Source organism: Frondihabitans sp. Leaf304 (assembly GCF_001423105.1).
Taxonomy (GTDB): Bacteria; Actinomycetota; Actinomycetes; order Actinomycetales; family Microbacteriaceae; genus Frondihabitans.
The window spans coordinates 1,894,243-1,911,059 of the sequence record NZ_LMNV01000002.1; the positions used below are offsets into that span (position 1 = coordinate 1,894,243).

Here is a 16,817-nt window from a genome sequence, read left to right on the forward strand (position 1 = left end):
TATGCCGCAGAGCCCCCGGTCGGAATCGACTAGCGTCGAATCCATGCCCACCGACACCGAGCTACCCGAGAGGGACGCACGACCGCGTCCCAACTCGGGTGCGCGTCGGCTTCCGGTCGCGGGCATTCTCGCCGTCGTGCTCGGTCTCCTCGTCGTTATCGGCAGCGCCTTCGGTGGCGAACTCCGATTCTCCGGCCCGCGCTGGAGCCTCGGGGCCTTCCCCACCGCCACACCGCCCGCCCCTCCGTCGCAGCCGGCTGACAACCCCACGGCATCGCCTCCGGCGACCAGCGGAGCATCCACGCCAGACCTCACCTGGCTCGTCGTCGTCGTGGCGTGCCTCGCCGCCCTCGCCCTCGCGGTCGTGGTCATCCGGTGGTGGCGCTCCCGTCGCCGCGATCGGCCTGCCGCTAACGCCGCGTCGCTCGACGAGTTGAGCGACCCCTCACCCCTCGCCGACGACCCGTCGATCGAGACCAGCGCCCCCTATCTGCGCCGGGGCCTGCGCCTCGCCCTCGATCTCCTCGACGGCGATCGCGCGCCGAACGACGCCATCGTCGCCGCCTGGCTGGGCCTCCAGGAGGCCGCCGAAGACGCCGGCTACTCCCGCCTCGACTCCGAGACTCCGACCGAGTTCACCAGCCGGATCCTCCGCCTGACCGGGGTCGACGGGGAGTCCCTCGGCACGCTCCGACGCCTCTACCTCGCCGTGCGATTCGGAGACGCCGTCGCTTCACCTGCCGACGTCGTCACCGCACGCCAGGCGCTCGTCGTCCTCGAGGCCCAATGGGCCGAGCGTTCCGCCCACCCTGCCGACGACGGCGGTCACGCGTGAGCTTCCGCCGAACCCTGATCCTCTCGTCCGTCGCAGCGCTCGTCGTGGGTGCCATCGTCTACTTCTTCGGCCTCGACGTCGTCGGTTCCGTGGTCGTCACCGTCGTCGCCCTCGGCGTCCTCCTCGTCGTCGGCCTGACCTGGGAGTCGTTCGCCGGCGAGAACGCCGTTGCGTGGCCTCAGCCGCCGATCCGGCGAACCCCGGGCGCGCGGCTCGACGTCGAAGAGCTCAGCTGGTCGATGAAGACCCGCGGCGGCGTCCAAGACCGCACCGTCGCGAGGGCCCGCGAGGCGGCCCGGCATCGACTGCTCTTTCTCTACGGCCTCGATCTCCTCGATCCGGGCGACCGACCCGAGATCGAGAAGATCCTGGCACCCGGCGTCGTGCGCACACTCCTGGTGCCGCGCGCCACGAATCTCGACCTGATCTCCTTCACCCGCCTCCTGAATGCCATCGAGGCACTCGGGTCGCCTACCGAGAGGCACACGTGACCACCTCCGCCCCCGCATCCCTCTCCATCGCCGAGGTCGCCTCGCTCAGCAGGCGAGTGCTCGACGAGGTCGGCGAGCTCGTCGTCGGCATGCGCGAGCCGCTCGAGCTCGCGTTCGCCAGCATCCTCGCGGGTGGCCACGTTCTCTTCGAAGACGTCCCCGGGCTCGGCAAGACCCTGGCAGCCCGGAGCATCGCGCAGGCGACCGGTCTCGACTTCCGTCGTCTCCAGTGCACGCCCGACCTTCTCCCCGCCGACATCACCGGCTCGTTCCTGTACGCCCCCGCCACGTCGGAGTTCCTCTTCCGCCCGGGCCCGGTCTTCACGGGCCTGTTCCTCGCCGACGAGATCAACCGCACCTCCCCGAAGACGCAGTCCGCCCTACTCGAAGCGATGGCCGAGGGCCAGGTGACGGTCGAAGGCCAGAGCTTCCCGCTCCCCCATCCGTTCCACGTCATCGCGACCTCCAACCCCATCGAGTACGAGGGCACCTACGCCCTGCCCGAGGCGCAGCTCGACAGGTTCATGGTGCGCCTCTCGGTCGGCTACCCGAGCCGCGAGGGCGAGCAGAGAGTCCTCCTCAGCCGTGTGGCGCGACGCCGCGAAGTCGGGCGGATCGACGCGGTCATCGACCCCGAGACGCTCCTCGCCATGCAGGCCACGGTCGAGGGCGTGCACGTCGATCCCGACATCGCCCTCTACTGCGTCGACCTCGCCACCGCGACCCGCGAGAACCGCGACATCCAGGTCGGCGCCTCCCCTCGCGGCGCCCAGGGTCTCATGCTCGTCGGCCGAGCTCGCGCCGTGATGGACGGCCGCGATTTCGTCACGCCCGAAGACGTCAAGGCGGCGGCCATCCCCGTCCTCGCGCACCGGGTGTCGCTCACCCCCCAGGCCTGGGCCAATGGCGTCGACGCCGCCCAGGTCATCGGCTCGATCGTCTCGCGGGTCGCCGGGCCTCCGGCCGTGGGCCGGGCAACCGACCCCGTCGACTCCTCGACTCCTCGATGAGCGACGCCCGACCCGGCGGGCACGCCGACCGCACCTCACTGCGGCCACGCTGGTCGCTCAATCCGGCGGTCGGGTACGCCGCCGCTGCCGCCGCGCTCCTGGCAGGCCTCGCCCTCGTCACCTCCCGCCCCGAGTTCGCCCTGATCGCCCTCCCACTCTTCGCCATCGTGGCGTTCGGGGTCGAGCGGAGGCCACGCCGCTCCGAGGTCGTGACGACCACCACACGGCTGGCGCCCGACACGGATGCCACCGGTGTCGGCTACGACACCCGATTCGACCTCTCCGCCGATGTCGACGCCCTCGCCGTCGTCCTCGCCACCGCCGACGGAACGACGCACCGATTCGCTGTCACCCCCGAAACCGCGAGGCGCCTCATCGGAAAAGTGGCGGTCACGCACTCCGGGCCGCAAGAGATCCTGCGGCTGCACTACTCGGCGCTGGGCGCCGCCGGCGCCGCCTTCACCTCACCCGACGCGGGCCCCGCAAGCTCCCGTCTGGTGCCACCGCCGCGACTCCCCATCGACAGCCTTCCGCTGCCCCAGAGAGTGGTGGGCATCACCGGGGCTCACGACTCCGCGACGCCGGGCGATGGCGGCGAGTTCCGCGATGTCGCGCTCTTCGCACCGGGCGATCGGCTCCGGCGAATCGACTGGAAGGTCACTGCCCGGAGGGCGCAGCTCCCCGGCGACCTCTACGTCCGCCGGACGTTCTCGACAGCTGACGCGATCGTCATGCTCGTCATCGACGACCGAGACGAGGTGAGCGCCGACATCTCTCGGTGGTCCGGGTCAAAAGGGCCCCTGACCTCCACGACGTCTCTCGACCTCGCTCGCGAAGCGGCGGCCTCATTGGCTTCTGCCTATCTTGCAGCGGGCGATCGGGTCGGGATGCGCGACCTCGCCGGCACGGCGCGCTCGGTGGAGCCCGGGGGCGGCACGCGGCATCTGCAGCGCCTCCAGACCACAATCGCCACCGCGGCTCCGACCGGGCGCCCCGTGAAGACGACCCGCACGCCCATCGTCCCCGCCTCGGCACTCGTGGTCGTGATCTCGTCGTTCCTCGACGACCTCGCAGCCACCATGGCGGTGACCTGGGCCTCGACAGGCCATCGCGTTCTTGCCATCGACACGCTGCCCCAGGTCGACGTGGCCGCCGCAAGCCGCGAGGAGCGCACCGCGTTCCAGCTTCTGATGCTCGAACGCACCAGTCGTCTCGACGGCATGACAGCCTCCGGCGTCGAGCCCGTCCGCTGGGATGCCGCTCCCGGCTCCGCCGTGCCAGCCGTGCGACTGCGCGCCCTCACCCGCCCGCGGCGGATCCGATGAGCGACACGAACCGGGGCCGTGCGACGCCCACGAGCTTTCCCGACATCGGACCGACCGTTCCCGCCCTCGCCCTCTCCGCGCTGACGTTCATCGCCGGAGCGGGCGCCGGCTTCCTCGTGCTCGGGGTGAGCGGCTGGCTCGTGGTGGCCCTGCTGCTTGCGCTCGGTGCAGCGGCCGTGCCCCGCGGCCCCTTCGCCGCGATACTGATCGTGCTGCTCGCGGTCGCGCTGGTGGCGGGCGGTCGGCCCGGCTACGCGCCACCGCTGATCGGGCTGCTGGCAGCGGGGCACCTGCTGGTCGCTGTCGGATCCTTGTCTGCGTGGCTCCCCCGCCGGGCTTCAGTGCAGCTCGCTGTGCTGCGGCGCCCGCTGCTCCGCTATCTGGTCGTGCAGGTGGCAGCGCAGATCGTCGCCTTCGCGGTGCTCGCGCTCATCCGCCCGGCCGGCGCTGAGGCGGGCTCGGTGTGGCTCGGGCTCGTCGGCGCGATCGCCGCACTCGCTCTCGCGGCCGTCGCAGCACCCCTGCTGCTGCGGCCCGCGCGCTGACGGCCGCTCGCAAGGCCCAACTCGATGGGCGAGGCGCCCCCGGTTGGCCAGACAACCCCCAAATGCCGGGCCCGATCAGGCCGAACGGGGGTGCGTCACGGCACGTGACCCAGGCACCCAGCTACAGCGAGGCGGGCACCTTGTAGAACCAGACCTTGGCGCCCGGGTGATCTTTCGTGATCGCCGTGTCGAGGTCGCGGTAGTCGTAGTCGAGGTTGTGCCCGACGAGCGAGATCTTCGAGCCGTCGATGGCGGAGACGATCATCACGTGGTCAGGAACGTCGTTGTTGTTCCAGTCGAAGTACGCGAGATCGCCGACCGAGAGTTGAGAGCGCTGGTCGGCCGTGAGCGGGGTGAACCCGAGCGAGGGGTTGGCCTTGAGGTAGTTGTCGAAGGCGGGTGCGTACCCCCACGTCTCGCTGTGACCCGACGAGTTGTAGTGCCAGGAGTCATTCTGCGCGAGGCCCCGGGCATCGAGCGCCTGGCTGACGAAGTTCTGGCAGTCGCCACCGACCGAGTTGAAGTCGAGGTACGAGGCGTTGTAGGTCGGGGCGTTCCAGTGCGCGAACGCGTACTGCATCTCGCGGTCGACGCCCGACGAGACCTTCCAGGTGTACGACGCGGTGGCGGCGGCGCTGACCGCCTTCGACCCGGCGTACGCGACGACGTCGCCACTCGCCGGCTGGTAGTCGACCGATCGCGGAACGACCGCGGTCACCTTGGAGTCGCTGACCACCTTCACATCGGTTGCGTCTTGCCTGCCGATCTTGACGCGATCGACGGCACCGAGGTTCGACCCCGTGAGAGTGATCGTGGTGCCGCCCGTGACTCCGCCCACGACGGGCGAGACCTTCGAGACGGCGGCGGCTGCCGGTGTGGCGGACGCCCTGGGAGTGCCCTGGCCGAGGGTGGCGGGTGCGCTCACTCCGTTCGACCCGGCCGTGCAGCCAGCGAGGAGTGACACGGCGACCACCGTCACGATCAGGGTGGGGGCGATCCTTCTCGGCATGCAGCAGACTCCACTCGTTTCGACGCCGTTCGGCGGGCGCCAGGCTATCACCGACGGTTTTGCGCCCCCTGGTCTCTGCCCAGGCCATTCGGGCCAAGGATCCCAGCGCTCGCGTGGTCAAATTCCTGGCAGTCATGTAAATTTGCACCGCACGCAAAGATTTGCGCGACCGCACCGCCGGCCGCCACCGCACCAGTCATCGCCACAGCACCAGAGAGAGTCACATGTCCCGGGCAGATACAGCCGCACCAGAAACGGCACCCGTCGAGAAGCAGGGCCTGATGAACCACAGGCAGATCCTGTTCGTCATCTTCGGCCTCATGGCAGGTATGTTCCTGTCGTCGCTCGACCAGACCATCGTCGGAACGGCGATCCGCACCATCGGCGACGACCTCCACGGTCTCGATCACCAGGCCTGGGTCACCACCGCCTACCTGATCTGCTCCACGATCTCGACGCCGATCTACGGAAAGCTCTCCGACCTCTTCGGTCGTCGACCGCTGTTCATCATCGCGATCGCGATCTTCATCCTCGGGTCGGCCGCCGCGTCGTTCTCCGATTCGATGTACATGCTCGCCGCCTTCCGCGGCCTGCAGGGCCTCGGTGCCGGTGGCCTCATGGCCCTCCCACTCGCGATCATGGGCGACATCCTCGCTCCTCGCCAGCGCGCGAAGTACCAGGGCTACTTCCTCGCCGTGTTCGGTATCTCGAGCGTCATCGGCCCGCTGATCGGCGGTCTCTTCGCCGGTGCGGACCAGATCCTCTTCATCACCGGATGGCGCTGGGTCTTCCTCCTGAACGTGCCCATCGGTGTCGTCGCGCTCTTCATCGTGGGCCGGTTCTTGCACATCCCCGGTCAGAGCCGCAAAGACAACATCCGCATCGACTGGTGGGGCGCCGCGATGGTCATCGTGTCGGCCGCGCCGCTCCTGCTGGTCGCCGAGCAGGGCCGCATCTGGGGCTGGGGCTCGCTCAACGCCTGGGTCTGCTACGTCATCGGCGGGCTGGGCATCATCGCCTTCATTGTCGCCGAGCGCATGATGGGCGACGCCGCCCTGATCCCGCTGAAGCTCTTCAAGAGCCGCACCTTCTCGATGGCGACCATCCTCGGCGTCCTGGTCGGTTTCGGCATGTTCGGTGCGCTCCTCACCGTGCCGCTCTACCTGCAGCTCGTCAACGGGTCGACCCCCACCGAGTCGGGCTTCCAGATGCTCCCGATGATCCTCGGCCTCATGATCTCGTCGATCGTCTCCGGTCAGATCATCTCGCGCACCGGGCAGTACAAGATGTTCCCGCCGATCGGAACCGCGTTCATGATCCTCGGCTTCGCCTGGTTCTCGCAGGTGAGCTACGACAAGCCCTGGTACTACCTCTCGATCGGCATGGTGCTGGTCGGTCTCGGTCTCGGCCAGCTGATGCAGACGCTCACCCTCGCCTCGCAGAACTCGGTCGGACCGCGCGACATCGGTGTGGCCACGTCGTCGTCGACGTTCTTCCGTCAGATCGGCGGAACCCTGGGCACAGCGGTGCTCTTCTCGGTGCTGTTCTCCCGTCTCTCGACGACGATTCCGGAGTCGTTCCAAGACAAGACGCTCGCCGCCGCCCAGCAGAAGGCCCTCGCCGACCCGTCGGTGCTCGCCGACCCGAACAACTCGAGTCTCATCGGGCTGCTCAAGAAGGCCGCGTCGGGCGACACCTCGGCTCTCGGCAACGCCCTCAACGGCGACACGTCGTTCCTTAACAAGGCGGCACTGGCTCTCAAGGCGCCGTTCCTCGACGGATTCGCCAACGCGACAGTGACGGTCTTCACTATCTCGCTGGTGGTCGTGGCCGTGGCATTCGTGCTGAGCTTCTTCCTCCGCCCGGCACCGCTCCGTACGCGCTCGGCCCTCGACGAAGCGGCCCACCAGGACGCCACCGACGCTGCGGCATCCGACGCGCGTGACGCCGAAGAGACCGATCGGGCCGCCCTGGCCGCGCAGTCCGCCGCGAACACGATGGGCTCGCCGGTCTCGCCCGACACCGGAAGCATCCGGCTCCCAGGATCCGACAGCTCGACCTCACACCACTGACGATCTCGGCTCGCGAACGACGCCCCGGCCTACTCCTAGAGCGGCCGGGGCGTAGCTGGTTCGCGACAGGCGGCAGATGCGGCGGATGCGGCGGGGCGCGTGCGCCTGAGTTGAGGTGCACGGCGGATTCAGCTGCGGCTGCCGGATCCTGAATTCAGGTGCATTCGCCCTGCTGCCGTCGGCCACGCACCTGAACTCAGGACGTCGCACGTCGCGGTCCGGCGCAATCAGAACGTAACGAAACAGCGCGTCATTTAGCGGCCCGCGAAATCTAGATTCAACAATCGAGTGACAGCATGGAGCAACCGACTCGCGAAGGACGTTCCATGGCTCTCACCCCGTACTCCCCGGATCCGCAGCTTCTGCGGACCACGTTCTCGTACTTCCCGTCCGGCGTCGTCGCCCTCGCCGCCGAGATCGAGGGCGCGCGAGAGGGTCTCGTCGCGTCGTCGTTCACCGTGGGCGTCTCGATGGATCCGCCCCTGGTGCTGTTCTCCGTGCAGAACACCTCGACCACCTGGCCGGTGCTGAAGCGCGCCGAGCGGATCGGCATCTCGGTGCTCGGCGAGACGCACGGACAGACCGCCCGGCAGATCGCGGCGAAAGACAAGGCGACCCGGTTCGAGAACCTCGAGCTCGAGACCAGCGAGCAGGGCGCCCTGTTCGTCAAGGGTTCCCCGGTGTGGCTCGAGACGAAGGCCTATGCCGAGTACCCGGCCGGCGACCACACGCTGATCCTGCTCGAGGTCACGGGCCTCTACGCCGACGCGAGCGTCGAGCCGCTCGTCTTCCACGGGTCTGCTTTCAAGCAGCTTCTGAAGACGGCCTAGACGAAGGTCGCGCCGGGCAGGCGCTTGCGGATCACGTCGATGGCCTCGGCGTTGCCGTCGACCAGGACGAAGCGCCGCCCCAGTTCGGCGGCCGCAGCGCCGGTCGTGCCGGATCCTGCGAAGAAATCGAGCACCCAGTCGCCCTCGCGGGTCGACGCTTGAATGATGCGGCGCAAGATTCCGAGAGGCTTCTGAGTCGGATACCCCGTCTTCTCTCGACCCGTCGGCGACACGATCGTGTGCCACCAGACGTCGGTCGGCAGCTTTCCGCGTGCCGCCTTCTCGGGAGTGACCAGCCCCGGCGCCATGTAGGGCTCGCGGTCGACGGCTGTCGAATCGAAGTGATACTTCGCCGGGTCTTTCACGTAGACGAGGATCGTGTCGTGCTTCGTCGGCCAGTGGCTGCGGCTCTTGGCGCCGTAGTCGTAGGCCCAAATTATCTCGTTGAGAAAAGACGCCCTACCGAAGAGCGCGTCGAGCAGCACCTTGGCGTAGTGCGCCTCGCGGTAGTCGAGGTGGAGGTAGAGGGTTCCATCGTCGGCGAGCAGGCGCCAGGCCTCGGCGAGCCGGGGTTCGAGAAACGACCAGTAGTCGTCGAAGCGGTCGTCGTACTTCATCAGATCGCCACGGATGCGCTCGTACTGGACGCCCTTAAAGCCGGTCACCGCTCCGGTGCGCGACCCGCGGACGGAATGCGTCTCGTGACGGAATTGGCTCCGACCGGTGTTGAACGGCGGGTCGAGGTAGACCACCGAGAAAGCGCCGTCGGGGAGGGCGGGAAGAACGTCGAGATTCTCGCCGTGGACGACGAGATCGGGTGACTCGGGGGTCCAGCTAACGGGCATCCCCCTATTGTGGCCGTCTGCGGTGTCAGGGCCGACCACCCCTCATGATGGCCGCGCCGGAGCCTGCTTTCACGACAGCGGCGTATCGTTCACGGAATGAGTGTGGAAGTGCGTCACGACGAAGCCCAAAACCAGTACACGATCCTCGACGGAGACCGACCGGTCGGGTTCGCCGCGTACCAGATCACCGGCAACGAAATCGCGTTCACTCACACCGAGGTCGACCCTTCGGAGCAGGGCAAAGGGCTCGCAGCGGTGCTCGTGCAGCACGCCCTCGACGATGTGGCCGCGAACACCGAATTCCGCGTCGTGCCCGCCTGCTCGTACGTCGAGATGTTCGTGAAGAAGAACGCGCAGTACGAAGAGCTCACCCGCCGCTAACGGTTCGGCCCCCTCTACCGATAGTGGCAGGAGGGTCGCCTCTCCCCGTTCGGGTCGCACCCGATTGCGGACTTACGCACGCATCGCGCGTCGATCAGACTCACAGGGTGACCCTCGCCCATCAGCTCGCTCGTTTCGAGCTCATCCTCTCGTCGATCGACCCGGCTCTGCTCGCCTCGTTCGCGCCAGGCCTCGACGACGCCGGCGTCGAGTCACTCCGAGAGCAGATCGCGCCCAGGATCCTGAGCCCCCAGCTCGAGATCCTGTACCGCTGGCGCAGTGGCGGACCGCTGCCCCTCTTCTTCGGTCGCGCCCTCCGCTCCCCCGCGCTCATCGCGGCACACGAGTCGGCCGACGACGAGGCCCGTGTCGATGGCGTCGCCGCATTCACCGTGGCGCTCGAACCCCGGCACCGCGATCTCTGCGTGCTGCTCGACGATCTGACAGAGGCAGCGGAAGGCGCAGGATCCGGCGCCCACGCCCGTCGCACCGCCCTGACCTCCGCTGCTCCTCCCGCTCACGAACCCCCCGGTACTCCCGACGAGGCGACCCACACCGTCGAAGAACTCGTCTCGGCGAGCGAGACCACCGACGTGGTCGGAACCGTGGAGGGCCGCATCACCGATCTGTGGAGTGCGACCGGCTACGCCGAATACCGCCTCGCCGACACGAGCGGAACCCTCGTGATCGGCATGCGCGACCTGAAGGCTGCGCCCGCGACCGGTCTCGGCGACGATGTCGTGATGACGGTGCGGATCCGCAAGGGAGCCGCCGCGATCACCGAACCGATCGACCCGCGCAGGCCGTCCATCCTCGGTGCGGTTCCGGCTGAATACCTCGCCTATCGCGTGGCCTGACCCGACCTGTTGACGCCTCGGCCGGGTTGCGCCTCGCCTGCTGCGGTCGGTTGGCGCCTCGCCTGACGCCGCCGGAGGGGTGGTCGAAGACGCTCAGGGAACGCGCGCGAGCCACTCCGTCGTCGCGAACTTCGTGCGGACGAGCTCCTCCGCCTGAGCGAGCTCGTCGGCGGTGACGTGGCCCTCGGTCGCTCCGTAGAGGCCGGTGAACGTCTGCTTGAGACGCTCGATCACCTCGGCACGCGGCAGTCCGGTCTGCGAGCGCAGCGGGTCGACGCGTTTAGCCGCGCTCGTGGTGCCCTTGTCGCTCATCTTCTCGCGGCCGATCCGCAGCACCTGCACCATCTTCTCGCCGTCCATGTCGTAGCTCATGGTCGCGTGGTGGAGGAGCGCACCGTTGCCCAGCCGTTTCTGGGCGGCCCCGCCGATCTTGCCCTTGGCGCTCGTGATGTCGTTGAGCGGCTGGTAGAACGCGTCGATGCCCATCGACTTGAGGCCGGTGATCACCCACTCGTCGAGGTAGGCGTACGAGTCGGCGAAGCTCATGCCCTGCACGAGGTCGCCGGGCGCGTAGAGCGAGTAGGTGACGATCGATTCGGCGTCCATGAACATGGCGCCGCCCCCCGAGACGCGGCGTACCACCTGGAACCCGTACTTCTCGGCGTTCTCAGGATCGACCTCGTTCTTGAGCGACTGGAAGCTGCCGATCACGACGGCGGGCTCGTTCCACTCCCAGAACCGCAGGGTCGGCCCGCGACGGCCGGCGCCGACCTCCTCGGTGAGCACCTGGTCGAGCGCGAGGTGGGTGTTCGGCGAGACGGGCCCGTCGTGGATGATCTGCCAGTCGTAGTCGCGCCAGGCGGTAGCGCGGCTCAGGCTCCGGCGGATCGCCACGGCGATCGCCTCGGGGCTCACCCCGAGCATGGTCGTGCCCTCGGGCAACCCGCGTCGAACGGCGGCCGCGATGTCGGTCGAGTCGGCTGCGGAGTCGAGTCCGTCAACCGATCGGTTGATGGCCTCCAGCGCCTCGTCGGGTTCAAGGAAGAAGTCGCCGGCGAGCCGGAAGTTCTCGATCCGACCGTCTTTCACGTCGAGGTCGACCACGACCAGCTTGCCGCCTGGGACCTTGTATTCACCGTGCATGCGTCGAGCCTACGACCGGGCGTCCAACCAGTCGATCAGGTCGCGGGTGACCTCCTCCTTGTTCGTCTCGTTGAAGATCTCGTGCCGCGCACCGTCGTAGACGATCAGCTCGACGTCGGTGAAGCCAGCGCGCGAGCGGTACGCCGCGACGAGCTTCTCGGCGCTCTTCGGCCCGCCGAGCGGATCGTCGCCGCCGACCATCACGAGCAGCGGCACGTCATGGCGCGGGTTCCGGCTCGGCCGGCCGTAGAGACGCACGGAGTCGCGCAGACCGAAGAGCGTGAGCACGCTCGCCTCGACAGCCAGAGGATCCGTCGACATCGCCTCGGCGACGGCCGGATCACGACTGAGCCACTCGAACCCGGTCGTGCCGAGGTGGGCGTGACGCTTGTTCAGATCGCCGCCGTTCATGCTGAGCGGGGTGCGGTAGGCCGTGCCGGTGAGCACGACGGAGTCGTACTCGTCGGCGTGCTCATCGACGAGCATCTGCGCCATCAACGAGCCCCACGAGTGGCCGAGCAGAGTCACGGGGATCCCCGGATTCTCGGCGCGGGCGAGGTGCGTGAGTTGCCGAACGGCTTCGACCGTCGCCGGATGGCCGCCGACCCCGAGGTGACCGAGGCGGCCGGATCCTTCGCCCCACTGGGCCAGGCCGGTGGCTCCGTGGCCGCGGTGGTCGTCGGCGTAGACGGTGTAGCCGGCCGCGGCGAGTGCCTCGGCCAGACGCTCGTATCGGAGGGCGTATTCGCCGACGCCGTGCGCGATCTGGACGATGCCTCGGGGTTCCGCCGTGTGTCCGACTGCCGGCCAGACGTAGAACGTGATCGTGACGCCCTGGGCGTCGACGTAGCTGCGGGTGGTGTACACGGCGTCAGTCTGTCAGGAGGCGTGCGCTGCCGCGCTGCGTCGAATGCGCGAAATCCGCCCTCCGCGCGGGTGCGGAGGGCGGAAATCGTGCATTCGGTGGGCTGGTCTAGGGCAAAGACCGAAGGATCCGGGCGTTAGTCGTCGGAGCCGCCGTGTCCCCGCCCGCCACCGCCGTGGCGCCCCGAGTCGCTGCCGTGGTCGTCGTTGGCGTCGTGGGTCGCAGCGTCGGCGCCGTGATCGTCGTTCACGTCGTGGGTCGCGGCGTCGTCGCTCGCCGGCGCCGATGCAGCCGGCGCCGATGTCGGCGCGGCCGTCGGCCGGGTAGCGACCGGCGTCGGGGTCGCGGCCGCCTCGTGGTGGCCGGAGTCGTCAGCGACGGCGTGGGTTGCGGCGTCGGTGCCGTGATCGTCGTTGACGTCGTGGGTGGCAGAGTCGTCACGGCCGCGCCCGTGGTGGGTGTGGCCCCTCGGCACGGTCGCCGGCCCAGCGGTCGGCACGGCGGTCGGCACGCCGGTCGGCACGCCGGTCGATCCGGTCGTCGGCACGGTTGTCGGCGCCACGGTCACGCTCGAGGCCGGCGACGGCGTGGTCGCGTCGTCGGCACCCTGAGATGCGAACGCGATTCCGGCCGAGCCGAGCACGAGGGCGGCGGCGGTTGCTCCGGTGACGATGATGAGATTCTTGCGGTTCATGGTGTCCTCCTTGTTGGATGCCATGACCTTCCCAAGAGGCTGCTGAACCGCTTCTGACCTTCCCTGAACGTCCGTTCAGCGCACGTCCGACTCACTCACCCGACTGCTGGCTGAGTGGGCTGCCTGCCATCGGGTCCGGACACGCGATCGGGCGGGGACTCTCGAAAACCATGATTGACCCTGGAGTCAAATGACACGGGCCTGGAGCGATATCGCCCGGCGCGCAATTGACTCCAGAGTCAATGAGGAATGGAGAGACACCCGCTCGCGCCGAGAACGAACGGCGGGCGAGGGTGAGTGTCCACGATCTGCTAGTCGTGGAGGCGGAACATCAGCAGATCGTGGACACTCACCCGGCGGGAGCGGAAGCACCAGCGGGCACAGCGGCGTCGACCGGCAGGGTGACCGTGAAGCGGGCACCACCGAGCGGGCTGCCGGAAACAGCCACGGCTCCACCGTGAGCGGCCACGAGACTCCGCACGATCGCGAGACCGAGACCACTGCCGCCGGATTCCCGAGCACGCGCCTCGTCGAGCCGCACGAAGCGCGCGAAGATTCGCTCCCGGTCGGCGTCGGCCACACCCGAGCCGTCGTCGTCGACCGTGAGCACGAGGTGCCCGTCCACTTCGGCGAGCGAGAGAGCGACGGTCGAGGTCGCGTGGCGTGCGGCGTTGTCGGCGAGGTTCCGGACGACCTGGCCGAGCATCCCGCGATCGCCGTGGACGCGGACGGGTGCGATGCCGGTCGCGTCGACCGTCACGAGGCCCGCCTTGCGCAGGCGCGCGGCTTCGGCCAGCACGATGTCGTCGACGTCGACCGGATGCATTGACGGCTCGAGCCCGCCCTCGTCGGCCCGGGCCAGGATGAGCATGCCCTGCACCAGGTCGGCCAGGCGCTGCCCCTCGGTGAGCACCGTGTCGGCCAAGAGTTCGGTCTCAATGCGCCCTGGGTAGGCCTGCGCCACTTCGGCCAGTTGCCGCATCACCGCCAACGGCGAGCGGAGCTCGTGCGACGCATCCGAGACGAAACGCCGTTGCGCGCGCGCCGAGTCGTCGAGCCGATCGAGCATCTCGTTGAGGGTGGAGGCGAGTCGGGCGATCTCGTCGTCGCCGCCCGGGCCGGGGATCCGGGTCGCGAGTCGAGCGGCCGTGATCCCCTCGACCTCCCGGCGCATCCGCTCCACCGGACGAAGCGAACGTCCGACCACGAACCAGGTGGTCGCCGCCATCACCAGGAGCAGCACCGGGATCACAATGCCGAGAGTCGTCACGGTCGCCCGCTCCGAGACCGCGGCAGCCGCGAGCGAACGACCGGCGACGACCACGAAGTCGACGTCGGCTCCGGCACCGCCATCACTCGCCGCAGCCGCCGAGGACGAAGAAGGAGACGAGGACGACGAAGACGAACCCGGAGCCGGAGTCGGCCGGGCCGCGGTCAGCGTCGGCTGTCCGCGCCCGGGTGCGGGGGCGCCGACGTCGTCAGACCCGCCACCACCAGAACCACCGCCAGACCCGCCCCCACCGCCCGAGCCACCACTCGACCCGCCGCTCCCGCTCGATCCGCCACCGGAACCCCCCGAGTCGTCCGACCCGCCGCCGCCCGAGTCGTCGGTGCTCGAGCCGCCGCCGCCGGATCCTGGTGTCGGTTCCGTGCTCCTCGTCGAGTCGTCGCTCGGCGGCGTGATCGTCACGGTCGGCGCCGGAGTCGACTGGTCGCTGCCCGACGACGTCTCGATCGCGTAGTTCTCGCCTGACAGCGAGACCGTTCCCGAGCGCGCTGGCTCGGCGAGCGTCTCGTAGGCGCGGACGGCGACGGGGTCGCCCGAGACCCCGAGGATCCGCGAGCCGTCCGCCGACAGAACCGCCGTGACCGCCCCGTCACGCTCGCCCAGCCCGGCCACGGCCGCCGCCGGGGTGGCCCCCGACTCGAGCCGGGCCAGCACGCGATCGGCGTCGCTCACGGCCTCCGCTCGGACGCCCTGAGCGAGCACGGCGCGCTGAACGACCACGTAGACCGCCGACCCGCCGAGCAGCGTGATTCCGACGATCGCCGTGGCCGCGAGGGTGATGCGCAGACGCAGCGATCCGCGCCGCGGGCGGAGCGAGCCCTTGGGCCCGCGCGAACCGGGTCGCGGCCGCTCAGCCACCGGTCCCCGCCAACCGGTAGCCGGCGCCGCGCACGGTCTCGATCGAGTCGCGCCCGAACGGCCGGTCGATCTTGTTGCGGAGGTGTCTGACGTAGACCTCAACGATGTTGTTGTCGCCCTCGAAGTCGTCGTCCCAGATGCCGTCGAGCATCTGCCGCTTCGTGACGACCTCGCCCGCCCGGCGCATCAGGAACTCGAGCACGGCGTATTCGCGCGTTGTCAGCTCGATCGGGGTCTCGCCCCGGGTCACGCGCCGCGATGCTGGATCGAGCGCCAGGTCGCCGGCCGTCAGCACGGTCGGCCGTTCGCGCACGCCGCGCCGCACCAGAGCCCGCAGCCGCGCGAGGAGCACCGCGAACGAGAACGGCTTCGTGAGGTAGTCGTCGGCGCCCGTATCGAGGCCCTCGACCTCGTCCCATTCGCCGTCTTTGGCGGTGAGCATGATCACGGGCGTCCAGTCGCCGTCGTCGCGGAGGGCGCGGCAGACGCTGTAGCCGCTCATTCCGGGAAGCATGATGTCGAGCACGATCGCGTCGTAGTCGTTCTCGCGCGCACGCCAGAGACCGTCGGTGCCGGTCGCGGCGTGGTCGACGGCGATGCCCTCGGCTTCGAGCCCGAGGCGTAACCCCTGAGCGAGCCCCTGGTTGTCTTCGACGACGAGCACGCGCACGCTGCCTCCTGCGATCGGTGCCCACACACCGCGGGCACGTCCAGCATGGCGGCGATGCGCTGAAGCGGGGCTGAAATCGGCGCCGCGCCCTCCCCAATGCGCGAAAACCGCCCCCGGCCGCTGCGCCAGGGGCGGTTTTCGTGCACTCGCGGGGATGGACCGCAGGATCCGGCGGCCCCGACCCGAACGCGACCGAGAGTGCGCAGTTCGGCCTCACACAGCCAGCTGGACCCCACTTCGGGCACTTTCGGCCAGCCGCGGCACCCGCGGCACCCCGCCGCCCACGCACTAGTGCGCGCTGTACCCGCCGTCGACGAGGTGGTACGACCCGGTGATGAACGAGGCGTCGTCGCTCAGCAGGAAGAGCGTGAGCGCGGCTACCTCGGCGTCGGTGCCGAGCCGGCCGGTGGCGTGCTGGGCCTCGAGCGCCGTGAGCTCGTCGGCGGAGAGCGACGAGCGGACGAGCGGCGTGTCGATGAACCCGGGGCCGACCGCGTTGGTGCGGACGCCCTGGGCGGAGTATTCGAGGGCGGCGACCTTGGTGAGGCCGATCAGCGCGTGCTTCGAGGCGACGTAGGCGGCATTCTGGGCGATTCCGACGGAGCCGAGCACGCTCGACATGTTGACGATCGCGCCACCACCGGCGGCCACGAGGGCGGGCAGCTGATAGCGCAGGCCGTAGAAGACGCCGCTCAGGTCGACGCCGACGACGCGATCCCACGCGGCGATGTCGTAGTCGCCGATCTTGGCGGGGGCGGCGCCGATGCCCGCGTTGTTGACAGCCAGGTGCAGAGCACCATACGTCTGCTGGGCGAATTCGACGGTCTTCTCGCTGTCAGCGGCGACCGACGTGTTGCCCTCGAATGCACTGGCCGTTCCGCCGGCCGCGACGATCTCGTCGACGACCCGCTGGGCCGCGTCCAGCTTGATGTCGGTGACGACGACCGAGGCTCCCTCGGCGGCGAGCGCCTTCGAGATGCCTTCGCCGATTCCCGAACCGCCACCGGTGACGATCGCGACCTTGCCTTCGAACTTGCCCATCTCGGATCCTTCTCTCTTGACGACACTTGTTGTTTAAGCCACAGAGTACGCCCGAGCC

The 16,817-nt window shown here is 69.1% G+C and carries 17 protein-coding genes; 9 read left to right on the top strand and 8 right to left on the bottom strand.

Annotation, left to right across the window (positions count from 1 at the left end):
* The first annotated feature begins 43 nt into the window (after positions 1–43).
* Genes ASF54_RS08550 through ASF54_RS08570 form a run of 5 tightly spaced genes read left to right on the top strand, consistent with a single transcriptional unit; the run spans position 44 to position 4,206 of the window.
* Entirely contained in the window at positions 44–835 is a 792-nt protein-coding gene (locus ASF54_RS08550) for a DUF4129 domain-containing protein (RefSeq protein ID WP_055960889.1), read from the top strand.
* Positions 832–1,326, top strand: coding sequence for a hypothetical protein (locus tag ASF54_RS08555; RefSeq protein WP_055960892.1), 495 nt, complete (start codon positions 832–834; stop codon positions 1,324–1,326). The genes ASF54_RS08550 and ASF54_RS08555 overlap by 4 nt, the downstream gene beginning before the upstream one ends.
* A complete protein-coding gene (locus tag ASF54_RS08560; RefSeq protein ID WP_055960894.1) occupies positions 1,323–2,336 on the top strand; it encodes an AAA family ATPase in 1,014 nt (337 codons plus the stop codon). The genes ASF54_RS08555 and ASF54_RS08560 overlap by 4 nt, the downstream gene beginning before the upstream one ends.
* A complete protein-coding gene (locus ASF54_RS08565; protein ID WP_055960896.1) occupies positions 2,333–3,661 on the top strand; it encodes a DUF58 domain-containing protein in 1,329 nt (442 codons plus the stop codon). The genes ASF54_RS08560 and ASF54_RS08565 overlap by 4 nt, the downstream gene beginning before the upstream one ends.
* Complete coding sequence (locus tag ASF54_RS08570) at positions 3,658–4,206, top strand: hypothetical protein (protein WP_055960898.1); 549 nt, start codon at positions 3,658–3,660, stop codon at positions 4,204–4,206. Before ASF54_RS08565 ends, ASF54_RS08570 begins: the two co-directional genes overlap by 4 nt.
* Before the next feature lie 121 nt (positions 4,207–4,327).
* On the opposite strand, the gene ASF54_RS08575 is transcribed toward ASF54_RS08570, so the two are convergent.
* Positions 4,328–5,215 carry an amidase domain-containing protein gene (locus ASF54_RS08575; protein WP_055960900.1) on the bottom strand — a complete coding sequence of 296 codons (888 nt, stop codon included), beginning with the start codon at positions 5,213–5,215 and terminating at the stop codon, positions 4,328–4,330.
* Between the two features lie 224 nt (positions 5,216–5,439).
* On the opposite strand from ASF54_RS08575, the gene ASF54_RS08580 reads away from it, so the two are divergent.
* A complete protein-coding gene (locus ASF54_RS08580; protein ID WP_235480980.1) occupies positions 5,440–7,287 on the top strand; it encodes an MDR family MFS transporter in 1,848 nt (615 codons plus the stop codon).
* A gap of 326 nt (positions 7,288–7,613) precedes the next feature.
* Complete coding sequence (locus ASF54_RS08585) at positions 7,614–8,117, top strand: flavin reductase family protein (RefSeq protein WP_055960904.1); 504 nt, start codon at positions 7,614–7,616, stop codon at positions 8,115–8,117.
* Here the strand turns inward: ASF54_RS08585 and ASF54_RS08590 are convergent.
* Complete coding sequence (locus ASF54_RS08590) at positions 8,114–8,962, bottom strand: DNA-methyltransferase (RefSeq protein WP_055960906.1); 849 nt, start codon at positions 8,960–8,962, stop codon at positions 8,114–8,116. The two genes, ASF54_RS08585 and ASF54_RS08590, sit on opposite strands and share 4 nt — an antisense overlap.
* Before the next feature lie 96 nt (positions 8,963–9,058).
* Between ASF54_RS08590 and ASF54_RS08595 the strand changes: the two genes are divergently transcribed.
* Positions 9,059–9,343: a GNAT family N-acetyltransferase gene (locus ASF54_RS08595; RefSeq protein ID WP_055960908.1), complete on the top strand. Its 285-nt coding sequence runs from the start codon at positions 9,059–9,061 to the stop codon at positions 9,341–9,343.
* Between the two features lie 107 nt (positions 9,344–9,450).
* Positions 9,451–10,200, top strand: a complete 750-nt coding sequence (locus ASF54_RS08600) for a hypothetical protein (protein WP_055960910.1) — start codon at positions 9,451–9,453, stop codon at positions 10,198–10,200.
* 93 nt (positions 10,201–10,293) lie between these two features.
* Here ASF54_RS08600 and ASF54_RS08605 read toward each other — a convergent pair whose 3' ends face one another.
* From ASF54_RS08605 to ASF54_RS08630, 6 genes are all read right to left on the bottom strand, one after another.
* Complete coding sequence (locus ASF54_RS08605; RefSeq protein WP_055960912.1) at positions 10,294–11,343, bottom strand: lipoyl protein ligase domain-containing protein; 1,050 nt, start codon at positions 11,341–11,343, stop codon at positions 10,294–10,296.
* 9 nt (positions 11,344–11,352) lie between these two features.
* The gene (locus tag ASF54_RS08610) at positions 11,353–12,210 is read right to left on the bottom strand and encodes an alpha/beta fold hydrolase (protein ID WP_055960915.1); all 858 of its coding nucleotides are present in this window, start codon (positions 12,208–12,210) and stop codon (positions 11,353–11,355) included.
* A gap of 134 nt (positions 12,211–12,344) precedes the next feature.
* A complete protein-coding gene (locus ASF54_RS08615; RefSeq protein WP_055960917.1) occupies positions 12,345–12,902 on the bottom strand; it encodes a hypothetical protein in 558 nt (185 codons plus the stop codon).
* 349 nt (positions 12,903–13,251) lie between these two features.
* Positions 13,252–15,048, bottom strand: coding sequence for a sensor histidine kinase (locus ASF54_RS16880; RefSeq protein ID WP_055960918.1), 1,797 nt, complete (start codon positions 15,046–15,048; stop codon positions 13,252–13,254).
* Complete coding sequence (locus tag ASF54_RS08625; protein ID WP_055960920.1) at positions 15,041–15,718, bottom strand: response regulator transcription factor; 678 nt, start codon at positions 15,716–15,718, stop codon at positions 15,041–15,043. Before ASF54_RS08625 ends, ASF54_RS16880 begins: the two co-directional genes overlap by 8 nt.
* 288 nt (positions 15,719–16,006) lie before the next feature.
* A complete protein-coding gene (locus tag ASF54_RS08630; RefSeq protein ID WP_055960922.1) occupies positions 16,007–16,759 on the bottom strand; it encodes an SDR family NAD(P)-dependent oxidoreductase in 753 nt (250 codons plus the stop codon).
* Positions 16,760–16,817: the final 58 nt, after the last annotated feature.

Bases quoted from the DNA above. Each gene is read 5' to 3' on its own strand.
- ASF54_RS08550 (WP_055960889.1), top strand. From the start codon at position 44: ATGCCCACCGACACCGAGCTACCCGAGAGGGACGCACGACCGCGTCCC.
- ASF54_RS08565 (WP_055960896.1), top strand. From the start codon at position 2,333: ATGAGCGACGCCCGACCCGGCGGGCACGCCGACCGCACCTCACTGCGG.
- ASF54_RS08570 (WP_055960898.1), top strand. From the start codon at position 3,658: ATGAGCGACACGAACCGGGGCCGTGCGACGCCCACGAGCTTTCCCGAC.
- ASF54_RS08575 (WP_055960900.1), bottom strand. From the start codon at position 5,215: ATGCCGAGAAGGATCGCCCCCACCCTGATCGTGACGGTGGTCGCCGTG.
- ASF54_RS08580 (WP_235480980.1), top strand. From the start codon at position 5,440: ATGTCCCGGGCAGATACAGCCGCACCAGAAACGGCACCCGTCGAGAAG.
- ASF54_RS08585 (WP_055960904.1), top strand. From the start codon at position 7,614: ATGGCTCTCACCCCGTACTCCCCGGATCCGCAGCTTCTGCGGACCACG.
- ASF54_RS08590 (WP_055960906.1), bottom strand. From the start codon at position 8,962: ATGCCCGTTAGCTGGACCCCCGAGTCACCCGATCTCGTCGTCCACGGC.
- ASF54_RS08595 (WP_055960908.1), top strand. From the start codon at position 9,059: ATGAGTGTGGAAGTGCGTCACGACGAAGCCCAAAACCAGTACACGATC.
- ASF54_RS08605 (WP_055960912.1), bottom strand. From the start codon at position 11,343: ATGCACGGTGAATACAAGGTCCCAGGCGGCAAGCTGGTCGTGGTCGAC.
- ASF54_RS08615 (WP_055960917.1), bottom strand. From the start codon at position 12,902: ATGAACCGCAAGAATCTCATCATCGTCACCGGAGCAACCGCCGCCGCC.
- ASF54_RS08630 (WP_055960922.1), bottom strand. From the start codon at position 16,759: ATGGGCAAGTTCGAAGGCAAGGTCGCGATCGTCACCGGTGGCGGTTCG.